Source organism: Pantoea sp. DY-17, assembly GCF_019795975.1.
GTDB classification, from domain to species: Bacteria; Pseudomonadota; Gammaproteobacteria; order Enterobacterales; family Enterobacteriaceae; genus Pantoea; species Pantoea leporis.
Window position 1 is genome coordinate 860,308 of sequence record NZ_JAIMIG010000001.1, and the last position, 14,030, is coordinate 874,337.

Genomic DNA, 14,030 nt, shown 5'->3' on the forward strand with positions numbered 1-14,030 from the left:
CGATGGCGAGCTGGTATCCCCTGATTAAACATTTTCACTTGCTGACCGTTGCGCTGACGATTTGTCTGTTTTTGCTGCGCTTCTACTGGCAAACCACCGGCTCAGCGATGCTGCAACGCCGCTGGGAGCGCATTGCGCCGCACGTGAACGACACCTTTTTGCTGTTAAGCGGTGCGCTGCTGGTGATGATTACGCATTTTTATCCGTTCACACCGCAAGGAAGCTGGCTGACGGAGAAGCTGTTAGCGGTTATTATCTACATCGCCTTAGGTTCCGTGGCATTGAGCCGTCGCCCACGTAAAATGGGGACACGTTGGATCGCCTTCCTGATTGCAATCGTAGCGTTGCTGTTTGTGATTAAGCTGGCGATGACCAAAATGCCGTTATTGGGGATTGTATGACCTCGCCAGAGCAACTCGATTACAGTAAAACACCGTTGAGTGAAGCGGTGATTGGTGCCACATGCGCCATACGCAATGATTTTTCCGCGCCTTCTGTGCAACAACAGTTGGCGGCGCTGGTAGATGAAGCCCGTGAGTTTGTCAGCAGCGAGCAGGACGCCGATTTGCAGCTGGGTAAGCTGCTGGAGCTGTTCTATCGTCAGTGGGGATTTGGCGGCGCCAGCGGCGTCTACAATCTCTCCGACGCGCTGTGGATCGACAAAGTCTTGAAGAGCCGTCAGGGCACGGCGGTGTCGCTGGGCGTGATCCTGCTGCACATCGCCGATGAGCTGGAATTGCCGCTGATGCCGGTGATTTTCCCGACACAGCTGATTCTGCGTGCCGACTGGTTAGATGGCGAAATGTGGCTGATCAACCCGTTCAACGGCGAAACGCTGGATACGCATACGCTGGAAGTGTGGCTGAAAGGCAACATCAGCCCAACCGCCAAGCTGTATAACGACGATCTCGACGAAGCCAAGACCATCAACGTGATGCGCAAGATGCTCGACACCTTGAAATCCGCGCTGATGGAAGAGAAGCAGATGGAGCTGGCGCTGAACGTCAGCAAAGTGCTGCTGCAGATCGATCCTGACGATCCTTACGAGATTCGCGACCGTGGTTTGATTTACGCGCAATTAGAGTGTGAACACATCGCGCTGAATGATTTGACCTATTTCGTTGAACAGTGTCCTGAAGATCCGGTCAGCGAGATGATTAAAGTGCAGATTCACGCAATTGAACAGAAACAGGTAACGCTGCACTAAGCGTTACCCGATAAAAGGAAAGGAAAGGGCATGACACAGAAAGTAGTGAATATCGGCGATATCAAGGTCGCAAACGATCTGCCATTCGTTCTCTTCGGCGGCATGAACGTGCTGGAATCGCGCGATCTCGCCATGCGCATCTGCGAACACTACGTTGAGGTCACCGACAAACTCGGGATCCCTTACGTATTCAAAGCCTCTTTTGATAAAGCGAACCGCTCTTCAATCAAATCTTATCGTGGTCCTGGCCTGGAAGAGGGCATGAAGATTTTCCAGGAGCTGAAGCAGGCTTTCGGCGTGAAAATCATCACCGATGTGCATGAAGCATCGCAGGCGCAGCCGGTGGCTGACGTGGTTGATGTGATTCAGCTGCCGGCCTTCCTCGCGCGTCAGACCGATTTGGTGGAAGCGATGGCGAAAACCGGCGCGGTAATCAACGTCAAGAAGCCCCAGTTTGTTAGCCCAGGCCAGATGGGTAACATCTACGACAAATTCGTCGAAGGCGGCAACGATCAGGTTATCTTGTGCGATCGCGGCAGCAACTTCGGCTATGACAACCTGGTTGTCGATATGCTCGGCTTCAACGTGATGAAGAACGTCACCCAAAATAGCCCAGTGATCTTCGACGTTACCCACGCGCTGCAAACGCGCGATCCGTTCGGCGCTGCGTCAGGCGGTCGTCGTGCGCAGGTCGCCGAGCTGGCGCGTGCCGGCATGGCGGTTGGCATTGCTGGCCTGTTCATCGAAGCGCACCCAGAGCCAAACAGCGCCAAATGCGACGGTCCATCCGCGCTGCCGCTGGATAAGCTGGAACCCTTCCTGGTGCAGATGAAAGCAATCGACGATCTGGTGAAGAGCTTCCCAGAGCTGGATACCAGCAACTGATTGTTTTTAAATATGAAAAAGGCGCCGATGGCGCCTTTTTTATTGGCTGGTCGCCATTAATGGCGATCCTACAACATGCACGATTTCCGTAAGGTTGGCATTTATGCCGACCGCTAGTCTCACAGCATAATCGTCAACAAATACCCGGCAAACAGCGCCAGATGCGCGGCACCGTTCAACACGTTGGTGCGGCCCGTTGAGAACGAGATGTGGCACAGGATCAGCACGGCGCTCATGATCACCATCTGCGGTGGCTCAAGGCCGAACACCAATTGCTGGTCGGTCAGGGTAGCGATGATGGTCACTGCAGGCACCGTCAGTGAAATGGTCGCCAGCACCGAACCGAAGAACAGATTCATAGCACGCTGGACTTGATTCATCAGTACCGCTTTGATTGCACCTAAACCTTCCGGCGACAGGATCAACAGCGCCACCAGGAAGCCGGTGAACTGCGCCGGGGCGTTCAGTTCTGTCAGCAGACTTTCCAGCGGATTGGCGTTCATCTTGGTCACGGTAATCACCGCAATCAGATGCACGATCAGCCATGCGGTGTGCCACAACGAGCTGTGTGCAGAAGGCTTACCGTGGTGCGGATCGTCGCCATCATCTTCATGCTCATAAACGAACAGGCTTTGGTGGGTTTTGGTTTGAATCAGCAGGAACACGCCGTACATGGCCGCAGAAATCGCCGCGATGATCAGCGCCTGCGTGGTCGTGAAGTTACCGCCAGGTAACGCATTGGGGAACACCAGCACCAGAATCGCCAGCGGGAAAATGGCGATCATGTACTGTTTTACGCCCGCCAGATTAACGTACTGCGTGGCAAACTTGCGTCCGCCCAGCAGCAGGGCAAAGCCGACTAAACCGGCGGTCACAATCATGATGATCGAGTAGAGCGTGTCGCGCATTAGCGCGGGCGCGGCATCGCCGGTGGCCATCAGCGCGGAGATCAGACTCACTTCAAGTATGACGACGGAAAGACTAAGAATCAGCGAGCCATAAGGTTCGCCTAAACGGTGTGCCAGCACGTCGGCGTGACGCACCACGCTGAAGGCGCTAAACAGAATGGCAACTAATGCCAACAGGTTGATGCCGATAACCGGCAGAAGCGCTGTCTGGTTGCCGAAGAAGCTCAGCACCGCCAGCGCAGCAACGGGGAAAATCAGTGAGTACTCGGTATGGCGGGTTTTCTCATGTCCAGGCATTTACCATCCTCTCCGGAAAAAGTACAAAGCAGGCAATCATTGCCTGATAAATATAATGAGTTTTCTGACGTAACGCAGTGTAACTTTTCATCAGCTGTGCTGCTGTGACTTTACGCGATTTTACCAAAAGCGTTTATTATGCATAACACGCCAAAAGAGTGTGTTATCGCTGGATTAACGCCTGTATTCATTATGTTGCATGAGTCACTCAACCAATTAAAGATGAGATTGGTCTGGTTAATCGTCGTATAGGGTGAAGTTTATAGAGGTTTAAACCTTTTTTACGCTATCTGCCAGTGAAAGTATCAGTTTGCGTTTTGACCCAGATGATCCAGACTTAAACCCTGGGTATGAAACCGGAGGAAATATGCCTTATTCATCAAACAAAGAGCTGCCAGACAGCGTGCGTCATGTCCTGCCGGCTCACGCGCAAACCATCTATCAAAAGGCCTTTAACAGCGCCTGGGACCAATACAAAGATCCCGACGACCGGCGTGGCGATGAGTCGCGCGAAGAGGTGGCACACAAAGTCGCCTGGGCAGCAGTCAAGCATGAGTACTCAAAAGGTGACGATGACAAGTGGCACCCTAAAAACTAGTTTGTCTTGCGGGCCGGTGCGGCCCGCCTCGCACTTTTCCCTTCGCCATTCAAGTTCCTCACCAGGCAGCCGATGCTATTTACACAGAATTTCCCTTTTGTGATCGGGGTCAATCTTGAATGTTTTGTTAAAAATGAATTAATGTCTTCTCTTAAGACGATGCAATGAGCGTCGCCTGTAGACATCAGTTTTGAGGAACCACACCGGCAAGATGTCAGCGTAGTAGAGGAGACCACAGTGTTAACGCGGGAATTTTTGTTAAAAGCAGATTGTAAAACATCGTTTGGCGATATTGATGAAGCGTTGTTCTGGAGCTGTGAAAAGCGTGCGGCATCGCTGTCCGCGACGCTGGCCTGTCGTCCTGACCAAAGCCCGGTGTGGATTTTTGGCTACGGCTCGCTGATGTGGAATCCCATTTTTGAAGCGGCCGAAGTGGCGCCGGGTCGTTTAGAGGGCTGGCACCGTGCGTTTTGCCTGCGTCTGATTGCCGGTCGCGGCACCGTAACCGCGCCTGGCCGTATGCTGGCGCTGAAAGAGGGCGGTTCCACCAGCGGACTGGCGTTCCGTTTACCGGAATCGCGTTTGCATGATGAGCTGGAGCTGCTGTGGAAGCGTGAAATGATCACCGGCTGCTATCTGCCAACCTGGTGTGAACTGGAGCTGGAGGATGGACGCAACGTCACCGCGCTGGTGTTTATCATGGATCCGCGTCATCCGCTGTATGAAACCGATTCCTGCCGCAGCACCATTGCGCCGTTGATTGCCCAGGCCAGCGGTCCGCTCGGCACCAACGCACAATACCTCTACGCGCTGGAGCAGGAGCTAGGCAAACGTGGCATGCAGGAAGCGGCATTGACGCGCCTGGCAGCAGATGTCAGAGCGCTGCAGAGTCATTCGGCAGCGCGCTGATACGGATTACTGCGCCGGATTAATCAGCCAGGTTCCCGGCTTATCGATGGTCAGCGATTGGCTATGCACCTGGTTGCCGTTACGCACCTCAATGCGATAGTTCCCCGCCGCCAGATTCAGTGAAGCGAATCCGCTGGAGGAGGGCTTCACATCGCGGGCTTCGCCATTCAGCATCACATTCTCACCCGCCTGCAAACGCAGATAAACCGTCGCCACCGTCGGTGCGCTGCTCGCTACACTGTTGCCTGCTGCGGCAGCAGGCGCAGCGGGCGCGGTGCTGGCGGCAACCGGCGGTGCTTCGCTGTGATGATTCGCTTTCCAAACCACCACCACAACCGCCAGCACCGCAATCGCAGCGGCCACCACTAAACCTGGCGACAAACGACGCACGTTGCGCGGCGTCAAAGGTTCCACGGCAGCAGCAGCATGATTGACGGCCAACACTTGCGGTTCCGGCGTTGCAACACTCGGCTCCACCGGCACAACCGGCTCAGCCACGAGCGGAATAGTGGTGGAGAGCGCTTCGACATCGCTGACCGGCAGATCGATCAAGCTGGCAAAGGCATCAATGCTTTGCGGACGATCTGCTGGCTTCATGGCTAACGCGCAGTCAATGGCGTGCAGCAGCGGCAGCGAATAGCCTTCCGGCTTGCGCTCCACCAGCGGCTGATAGTTATCCTCAATGCAGCGCACCACGCTCACCGGCGGTGCATGGCCGGTGATCAGGTTGTGCAGCACCGCGCCTAGCGCATAGATATCGGTCCACGGACCTTGCTCTATTTCGCCTTCTTCGCTGTACTGCTCAATCGGCGCAAAGCCGGGCTTCAGCATGATCTCGGTTTCATCCGAGAGGTTGCCGATCTCTTTGCGCGCCGAGCCAAAATCAAGCAGCACCGGCAGCTGGTTTTCCTGAATCTGGATGTTATCCAGCGAGATATCGCGATGCAGATAACCGGCGGCGTGGATAGTATCAATGGCGCCAAACAGCGGCGGTAGCAGACGACGGATCCAGTTCTCGTCAATGCTGTCCGGACTGGTGATCTGCCACTCTTTCAGCGTCATGCCGCTGTAATAAAGCGTGCCCATGTAGGCGGTGCCGTTCTCTTCCCAGAAGCGCAGCACGTGCAGCAAGCCGGGATGATTGAAGCGTGCCAGCAGGCGCGCCTCCTGAATAAAGCTATTACGACCGGCGGTAAACAGCTTATGGAAACGCTCTCCGCGCAGTTCCAGCGACATATCTGCAGCACGCACCGCCAACGAGACGGGCATGTACTCTTTGATCGCGATGGTGCGTTCCAGCTGATGATCCCAGGCACGATAAACAATGCCGAAGCCGCCGCCGCCAATCACTTCCTTGATTTCAAATTCATTAAACCGGTAGCCCGCAGTGAGGGCGTTAGGTGTATGGTTTTCGTTTGCCGACATAGTGAACTCTCTGAACACGTCCTGTAGCGCCCCGTCATCACGATGACGGCAGGCAACGACCGCTAATTAATTAATGTTACGCCAGGCACCAATCGCCGGATCGGCGAGATCCGCATGCAGGGTGTCAATCAGTAACACAGTCACTTTTTGCTGTGGCATAAATTGCGGCGACCAAACGCCGCGTAACGTCTCAACCCGCTTTTTCAGCACATCGCTGCCCTGATCGGCGGTTTTGTCCATCTTCACCAGTAGTGTGCCGCTAAAACGCCACACATGCTGTTGTGCATCAAACGGCAGCACTAACCAGCTATCATCGGCATCCGGACGCGTAACAATCATGCGCTGGTTATTCACCGAGACCACTTCCAGCGGCGGACCGCTCATTTTTAAATCTGCAATCGGGTAGCCCTGATAGAAGTTCAGCGCCAGATTATGGGTTTTGCCAGCGCTCATCAGCGTCATTTCGCTCGGGCCTTCCAGCCAGCCTTCGGTGGAGCAGTGCTGATTCGGGTTATCCGGGATAAACAGCGATTCGCCTTTGTCATCCCACCAGGTACGGAAATGGCAGCCGCCCGGCAAGGCAAAGTGCTGCAGCGGCGTGCTATCCGCCGGGCGTGACAAATCGAGCGGCGCGGCGTTGCTGGTGGTGGCGCTGGCGGTGGCATCGTTCAGCACGATCGGGCGCCAGTTCTGTAATTTGGCCGCGCTGCCGTTAGCCAGCACGCTGCCCTCTTTATTGGTCATCTGCCACGGCAGTTCATCCAGCAGGCCGCACTGATTCGCCAGCAGCGTACCGACGCGCGGCAGGAAGCTGGTCAGGATGCTGGAGTCGGTGCTTTTGCCCGAGACGATGCGCAGCGGCAGCGTCTCTTTGCACCAGTCGTTGGGCGCTTTGCTCGCCACGTCATCAATGTAGACTTCTAATGACAGGCTCGGGGAATACACCACGCGATAATCTTCTGCCTGCGCATTTACGGCCAGCAACAGGGTTGCGAAGCCCGTCAACCACACTTTCATAAGCATCCTTGGATCAATAACGTGACGGCAGAAAACGTGCCGCATCAGCCTGGGAATAAAGCAGCGTCGCTTCCTGCGGTTCGCCAATCCAGACGGCCAGAGCGCTGAGATTGTCGCTTTTAACACTGCGGTTAACGGCTTGTTCCATCAAAGTCAGCCACTCTTCGCAGGCATTCACCATGCGCAGGGCCAGTTCCATTTCGTGGGTGGTGAGATTGAGCCAGAATCCATCGCTGCAAACCAGAAACGCATCGCCATCGGCCAGCGTAATCACCTCGCTAAAAGTAGCCGGACGGGCAGGCTCAACACCGAGCGCATTATAGAGTAAATTACTGTTAATGCCGGTATTTTCATAGCCCGCCTCGCGTAACTGCTGGGCCAGACTGTGGTCACGCGTCACCTGATTTAGCACCCCATGACGGAAGTGATAAACCCGGCTGTCGCCAGCGTGCGCCCACCATGCGCGCTGTTTTTCGCGGTCGATAAACAGCGCGGCGAGCGTGGTGCTCATACGTGAAAAATTCGGATTGTTTCCCTGTGCCTCAATCAGCACCTGCTGGCAGTGTTCGATGGCGGCGCGCGTGCTTTCAGGGGTGAACGTCGCACTGTGCTGCAGCTGCGTTAGCAGCGTATCGCGCACCAGCTGCGCGGCGATATCACCGCCAGGCAAACCGGCGACGCCGTCACACACCAGAAAACAGGCTTTATGATCGTCCAGCTCGGCGCCGGTACGATCCTGATTTTCGTCGCGCATGCCTTGCTGGCAGCGGCTGGCAAACATCATCTTCATGCGTCTTCGGTCCGCGTTTGAGAATCTTTATATTGATTCACTTCCATATCATAGGCATGCAGGAAGGCTTCGCCGAACAGCGTATGGAAGTCATCCTCAATTTCGCCAGCGGTACGTTGATAGTGGCGTGAGAAGTAATCCCACAGCGCCGCTTTGCGTCCGGTACTGAACGCCATTTTGGGCAGCACGCCATCTTTGCGTGCTTCTTCTTCTAAGCGCTGCGGGTTAAACGATTGCAGCATGGCGGCAATAATGGCGCGGATACCGGCAATCATGCCGAGCTGATGCGCCTGCAAATCCACCAGCGCATCGCGCACCGCCGGTTCCGGCGGCATAAAGCCCGGCATCTGGCTTTGATACATCTGCATCAATACGGTTTTACCGGACGGCAGAATCTTGAACGGGTTATTCGCCTCATTGAGGATCATCGTCATGTCGGCTTTCACGCCGCGCTTGAGGATCGAGCGCGAGGAGAGCAGGGCGACGGTGCCTTGCGAAAACAGGCTCAGCATGCGACCGGTTACGCGCATCTGCTCTTCGGTGATGGTGGTTTGATGGCCGTTGTTCAGCCCCATCCCTTCCAGCAGCGCGGCAATTAGTTTGTCCTGAGAGACGCCCGGCAACATGGCTGGCAGCGTCGGCGCATCGCTTTGCGGATCAATCGCCAGACGCGGATCGTTGCGGCGCTCCTGACGCGCAACCGGCTCGGGAATCACCTCCGATTCCTGCATCATACCGAGCGGGTCGTCGCTGCTGTCGGCAAAGAACGCCAGCGGATCGTCCTGGCGGGCTTTCAGGTTGTTAGGGTCGCGGACTTCGAGCCCATACTCACCGATTTGCAGCGTGTCGCCATCCTGCAACGCCACTTGCGAGCCGCGTTGCAACGCGACGCCGTTCAATACCACCGACGTGACGCTGCCCTGATTGGTCAGGCGGCACTCGCCCTCCGGCGAAAGATGCACCAGCGCCTGCAGACGCGATATGGCGCGCGATTCGTCAGGCAGCACCAGATCGTTATCCTGACTGCGGCCGATGGTGCCGCCGGGCGGTTTAAAGGCTACCGTCTTGGCGGGCACATCCGTATTGCACTGCACAATGGTAAATTGCATGAGTCATCCCGTTAACAAGGCAAACGCCACGGCCTATTCAAACATCGGTGGATAGAGGCCGTTGCGGCCCGGCTGTGCACCAGACGCCGGGTTAAACAATAATGAAAAAAGTTGCGCAGTCAGCGGGCCACTGTGTTTATGGGTGGCATGGCTAAAACCGTCACTGCGATTACTCCACCAGTAGCTCATGTGCTGCTGCGGATCGAATCTGTCAGCCACTTCACGCCAGCTCAGCGTGCAGGGTAAATCATCAAAACCAATCACATCCATGATGTCGCTGCGCTGCGTATCCGGCACCAGCAGCGGCGACAGGCGCTGCATCTGCTGCTCCAGCGCATCGGGATTGAGTCGATCGCGCACCGCGTGCAGCAGCAGCGCGCCCAGTTCCTGGAACCAGTCACCGGACATCGCCAGCTGCGCGCTGTGCCAGTGGCTCAGCGGGAAGCTGCGCAGCGCCAGGAGCGGCCAGCTGCGGCCCACGCGATCGCATGACGGCAGCAGGCAGCCCATCTGCACCTGCTGACGCAGCGGCGAAAGCGGTAACACAAAATTCCACACCGGCGCACGTAAAAACTGTGCGGTGCTGGCATCGGCTTGCTGATGCCAGTGCAGTAATCCTTGCTGAAACCAGTGGCTCCACGGCGTCACGGTATTTTCGCTCAGACGCTGGCGCAAAAAATCGCCGGTGGCCGGTAACTTGCCGTACCAGCCCGGCGCAGTGTGTGTCGGCATGATTACCTCACCATTACTCACTGTGTCTGGTCAATCGCTGCGAAACAACGTGCGGCGCAATCGCCAGCGTGTTGCTGCTGTCACCGGCATTTTTCAGATTCTCCGCAAGCTTGCGCATCATCAACGCATTGTCACGCGCATACGGCGAAGACTGAATTTGCTGATCCAGCAGCTGGCTCAGATGCCAGTCGAGCTGCTGCAAATCGCGCGCGCTGACATCATCCGGCAGCGTGCGCTGCAGGTTTTGCATCAGCCAGCCACGCAGAAACTCGCCGTCATAATTGCGCGGCTGATAGAGCATCTGATAGGCCCGCAGCGCATTGCGACTGTACTCGTTATCGGTGCCCGGATCGTCACGCAGCAAATTGGTGATCTGCTGCGCCACGCGCGGCAGCAGTAAAGACTTAAGCGCATTTTGATAAAGCGCCCACGCCGCATCGCTGACCTGGTTGCCGCGATACAGACCAACGCGCATGGTAAGCGGTGGATTGTCGAGGGAAAAACGCTCGGAGAGCGGCAGTTTCACCAGGTTATTTAAGAAGGGTAGCAGATCAAAAATATTATCGGCGGGCTGATGGATCACCTGCTGACTCTGCGTGGTGATCGGCGCGAGGCGTTCGGCAACCTGGTCCAGATAACGCTGATTCTGAATATAGCTGGTGAGCCACAAACAGGAGAGCAGCAGCAGTGCGCCGGTCAGCACGCCATAACCGATCCAGTGGAACAGGCGGTTGCGGTATTCCCAATGGCGATTGCTGCCCGCCAGGCCGCTCTCGCGGAACACTAAATCGCTCAGCAAATCGCGGATAAAGAAACTCTGTCCTTTGTTGCCGGGGATCGGACTGCTGCGATCGACGCTATTCCACGCCGCGAGGCTGCTTTCACCGGTGTGCGGCAGCTGCAGTTTGCGGTTCAGCTCGCCCATGATGCGGTCAAACGGTAAACCTTCCTGCGTGCCGCTGGTGAAGAACAGGCCGCGCGCCGACCAGGCGATCGGCTCCTGATGGCTGGAAAACACCACATCGAGATACTCATTCAGCAGCGGACGCAGCGAACTGAACTCTTGCGGGAACAGGAAGCTGTCGGCGCGCTGGGTGAGATCGCGCTCGCCGGCCATGACGTCGGCCAACTGCTGCTGTAAACGCTGCTCTAAGTGCTGATATTGCTGGCTGAAGCTGCGGTGCCAGTCGTCTTTATGCGGTTTGCCCGGTTCCCACGGGAAAGTGAAGCCCCAAATCGCATCGCGCTGCGGCTTGCTGAGCGTGCCGTAAAAACTCATAAACCCTTTCAGCAGGTCGGTTTTGGTCACCATCACATACACCGGGAAGTGAATGCCGGTGTGCTGATGCAGCTCCGCCATGCGTTCACGTAGCGCGCTGGCCTGCGCATGGCGCGCTTCGGCTGAATCGGTCAGCAGATCGGAGACGCTGATGGTCATGATCACGCCGTTGATCGGCTGACGGGTGCGATAGCGCTTTAGCAGATTGATAAAACTGTGCCACTCCGCGCCATCGCGCGCGCGTTGGCTCTCCTGCAGCGCGTAACGTCCGGCGGTATCGATCAGCACTGCACTGTCGGTGAACCACCAATCGCAGTGGCGCGTGCCGCCCACGCCGCGAATTGCCGCTTTGCCGAGGCTGTCGGTGAGCGGGAATTGCAGGCCAGCGTTAAGTAGCGCGGTAGTTTTACCGGCGCCCGGCGCGCCAATCATCACGTACCACGGCAGCTGATAAAGGTAGTGACTTTGAAAACGTGCCAGCCAGCTCTGCTGATGACGACGACCAAACTGGGTGCGCTTTAAACGCAGCGCTGCTTCACTGAAGCGCTGCGCCAGCAGGGTTTCGGTGGCCTGACGATCGGATAACTCTTCCTGGCTCATCTGCTGCAGACGGTTGAGCAACTTGCTATTAAACCAGCCGCGCCACAGTGCAGGAATAAACTGGAACAGCAGCCAGAGCAGATAGAGCAGACCCACCGCTAACTGGCGCGGCAATACCGGCTCGAGCGGGCGCGTATCGCCCCAGCTCCACAGCGGTCCGAGCATCCACAGCACGCAGCTCAATGCCGTGACGCCAATCAGGCTCCACAGCAGGCGATGGGTTAACAGATGTTGCAGTGATGCGCGCATCATTGGCCTCCCTGATGATTGCCGAGGGTTTCCGGTGTCACAAACAGGGTGATTTCCACCCGACGATTGCGGGCGCGGTTTTCATTACTGTCGTTCGGCAGCAGCGGATTGCTGTCGCCGCGACCTTCCGCTTTCACGCTGTGACCTTCCGCGAGCTGCGGATTAAGCAGCTGCATGATGGCGCGTGCGCGCGCAGAGGAGAATTCGTAGCTGGAGGCGAAACGGCCATCGACCGGGCTGTTATCGGTGTACACCGACACCAACACCGTGCCTTTAACGGTTTTCATTGCGCTGGCGACATGCGCCAGCAGCGCCCGTCCCACCTGATTCACCACCGTGCCGTCGCTGGAGAACAGTTTGTCAGCGGGGATGATCACTTTGCTGCCGAACGCGCCGTCGCTTACTTCCAGCTGTCCGGCGGCAATCACATCATTCAGACGTTGATGGAGATCGAGCAGCGCTTGAGGGGAAGTAGGGCGACGTCCTGGCGTGATTTGTGGCAGCGGGGTTTGATAGATGGTGCGCAGCAGCGGTTCGGCGGCGTTGCCGAGTCGCCAGTTCAGCCCGCTGTAAATCAGGCTCGCCACCAGAGTGGCCAGGGTAACGCAGGCCCAAAGCGGCACCATCGGACGCGTCAGGGTGCTGACCAGCGGATGCACTTCCACCAGCGGCACCGCCGGATTGGCGCTTGCCGGGCGATGTTCCGTAATGAGTTGTGCCAGGCGTTTGCGGATGGCTTCACACTGCGCGCGGCCGCTGTCACTGCCGCGATAACGGCCTTCATAACCGAGCAGCAGGCAATAGTGGATCAGTTCCAGCAGCCACAGATGCTGCTGCGGGCTTTGCGATACGCGCGACAACAGCTGGAAAACTTTCTCTCCGCCCCAGCTTTCATTGTGAAAGGTGACCAGCATGCCGTTGCCGGACCACACGCCGCGCGTGCCCCACGGCGTTTGCGCTGCGGCTTCATCCAGCACGCTGCACAGGCAGTAGCGCGCGCCGATAATCATCTCAAAAGGTAAGCCCGCTTGTTTACAGCGTTGTTCGAATTGGCGGATCTCTTCGATCAGTAACTGGCGCAATCCGGCAGGATCGTCATGTGTCGCGGCCTGCCGTATACGTACCACGGCATTCAGGATGGGTGCTGCGGCATTAAGCAAAAGGTTATCATTGCCCGCGACAATGCCATCGCGAGCAAGGGAATCCTGAGTCATTAAATCTTGGTTATCCAGGCAAGGGCGAAAATCACAGCCCGCAGAGCAAGCGCTTCTGCGGGCATTGTGCGCCGGATTGCATTATCAGTCTAAAATCCAGGTCGCGGTATCGTTAGTGCGACAAGCCTTGCTGGCGCCGCCAACGGCCACACAAACCTGTTTGCTGTTGCGGCGGGGGCGCGGACGATCGCTTCGAACGGTCGCGTCGTAACGGCTGCTCTCCACGCCCGCTTTCGGCGGAATATAGCCAATTAACTGGCCGTTAGGCTCATCAGCCACTGCCAGCCAGCTGTGTTCAACACGGCCGAGCACTTCAAACGGTTTGGCGTTATCAAGATAGCGCACTACTTTGCCACCATAATCAGGCGTGGTCATTACCGAGGCAGCATACAGCGCGCGATAACTCTCATTGACCGGCGTGAATTCGCCAGGTGCTGCCACCGCATGACGATGGACCAGTTGGACGCCATTCACTTCACTGGTTACCAGCGTGTCATCTGTAACGGGTGGCGGTGGCGCTTTGCAAGCAGCCAGACTTAATACCGCCAGCAACACAAGCACGAGACTCTTATTCACCATGATCCTCAAATTCCATCAGATTAGCTGCAGAGTAATCTGCGGCACGGGCCGTTAAGGCAGGCAGATTAAGCAGCGAGAAAGCCATCAAAAAAACAGACAGATTACAGAAAGATAGTGCTGAACTAAGTCTACCTAAGACTTTTGAGAATTCAAACCATTGCACCATGAGAAATCCCGTGCTAGCGGGCGAAAAAGCAGCGCAGGCCGATGATATAAAACACATAGTCACGGT

The 14,030-nt window shown here is 56.6% G+C and carries 14 protein-coding genes; 5 read left to right on the forward strand and 9 right to left on the reverse strand.

Annotation, left to right across the window (positions count from 1 at the left end; genetic code table 11):
* Positions 1-2 precede the first annotated feature (2 nt).
* Genes K5Y33_RS04145 through kdsA form a run of 3 tightly spaced genes read left to right on the forward strand, consistent with a single transcriptional unit; the run spans position 3 to position 2,092 of the window.
* Entirely contained in the window at positions 3-401 is a 399-nt protein-coding gene (locus K5Y33_RS04145) for a SirB2 family protein (RefSeq protein ID WP_222233308.1), read from the forward strand.
* Positions 398-1,207, forward strand: coding sequence for an invasion regulator SirB1 (gene sirB1 / locus K5Y33_RS04150; protein ID WP_101764113.1), 810 nt, complete (start codon positions 398-400; stop codon positions 1,205-1,207). Before K5Y33_RS04145 ends, sirB1 begins: the two co-directional genes overlap by 4 nt.
* 30 nt (positions 1,208-1,237) lie before the next feature.
* Positions 1,238-2,092: a 3-deoxy-8-phosphooctulonate synthase gene (kdsA, locus tag K5Y33_RS04155; protein ID WP_101764114.1), complete on the forward strand. Its 855-nt coding sequence runs from the start codon at positions 1,238-1,240 to the stop codon at positions 2,090-2,092.
* 119 nt (positions 2,093-2,211) lie between these two features.
* Here kdsA and chaA read toward each other — a convergent pair whose 3' ends face one another.
* Positions 2,212-3,297, reverse strand: coding sequence for a sodium-potassium/proton antiporter ChaA (gene chaA / locus K5Y33_RS04160; protein ID WP_110866345.1), 1,086 nt, complete (start codon positions 3,295-3,297; stop codon positions 2,212-2,214).
* Between the two features lie 367 nt (positions 3,298-3,664).
* Between chaA and chaB the strand changes: the two genes are divergently transcribed.
* Both chaB and K5Y33_RS04170 read left to right on the forward strand, forming a co-directional pair.
* On the forward strand, positions 3,665-3,895 hold the full coding sequence (gene chaB, locus K5Y33_RS04165) for a putative cation transport regulator ChaB (protein WP_101764116.1): 231 nt from the start codon (positions 3,665-3,667) through the stop codon (positions 3,893-3,895).
* Positions 3,896-4,132: 237 nt separating this feature from the next.
* Positions 4,133-4,804, forward strand: a complete 672-nt coding sequence (locus tag K5Y33_RS04170) for a gamma-glutamylcyclotransferase (RefSeq protein ID WP_168197458.1) — start codon at positions 4,133-4,135, stop codon at positions 4,802-4,804.
* Between the two features lie 6 nt (positions 4,805-4,810).
* Here K5Y33_RS04170 and K5Y33_RS04175 read toward each other — a convergent pair whose 3' ends face one another.
* The 8 genes from K5Y33_RS04175 to K5Y33_RS04210 all read right to left on the reverse strand — a co-directional run bounded on the left by K5Y33_RS04175 (position 4,811) and on the right by K5Y33_RS04210 (position 13,798).
* Positions 4,811-6,229: a serine/threonine-protein kinase gene (locus K5Y33_RS04175; RefSeq protein ID WP_222233309.1), complete on the reverse strand. Its 1,419-nt coding sequence runs from the start codon at positions 6,227-6,229 to the stop codon at positions 4,811-4,813.
* 66 nt (positions 6,230-6,295) lie between these two features.
* The gene (locus K5Y33_RS04180) at positions 6,296-7,246 is read right to left on the reverse strand and encodes a hypothetical protein (RefSeq protein ID WP_110866342.1); all 951 of its coding nucleotides are present in this window, start codon (positions 7,244-7,246) and stop codon (positions 6,296-6,298) included.
* Between the two features lie 13 nt (positions 7,247-7,259).
* Entirely contained in the window at positions 7,260-8,036 is a 777-nt protein-coding gene (locus tag K5Y33_RS04185; RefSeq protein ID WP_137385968.1) for a PP2C family serine/threonine-protein phosphatase, read from the reverse strand.
* Positions 8,033-9,145, reverse strand: coding sequence for a type VI secretion system-associated FHA domain protein TagH (gene tagH, locus K5Y33_RS04190; RefSeq protein WP_217546375.1), 1,113 nt, complete (start codon positions 9,143-9,145; stop codon positions 8,033-8,035). The genes K5Y33_RS04185 and tagH overlap by 4 nt, the downstream gene beginning before the upstream one ends.
* Before the next feature lie 33 nt (positions 9,146-9,178).
* On the reverse strand, positions 9,179-9,877 hold the full coding sequence (gene tagF / locus K5Y33_RS04195) for a type VI secretion system-associated protein TagF (protein WP_110866339.1): 699 nt from the start codon (positions 9,875-9,877) through the stop codon (positions 9,179-9,181).
* A 13-nt stretch (positions 9,878-9,890) separates the two neighbouring features.
* Positions 9,891-12,005 (reverse strand): type VI secretion system membrane subunit TssM, encoded by a 2,115-nt coding sequence (gene tssM, locus K5Y33_RS04200; protein WP_101764123.1) that lies wholly within the window; start codon positions 12,003-12,005, stop codon positions 9,891-9,893.
* On the reverse strand, positions 12,005-13,219 hold the full coding sequence (gene icmH / locus K5Y33_RS04205) for a type IVB secretion system protein IcmH/DotU (RefSeq protein WP_101764124.1): 1,215 nt from the start codon (positions 13,217-13,219) through the stop codon (positions 12,005-12,007). The genes tssM and icmH overlap by 1 nt, the downstream gene beginning before the upstream one ends.
* A gap of 84 nt (positions 13,220-13,303) precedes the next feature.
* Complete coding sequence (locus K5Y33_RS04210) at positions 13,304-13,798, reverse strand: SH3 domain-containing protein (protein WP_222233310.1); 495 nt, start codon at positions 13,796-13,798, stop codon at positions 13,304-13,306.
* Positions 13,799-14,030 lie beyond the last annotated feature (232 nt).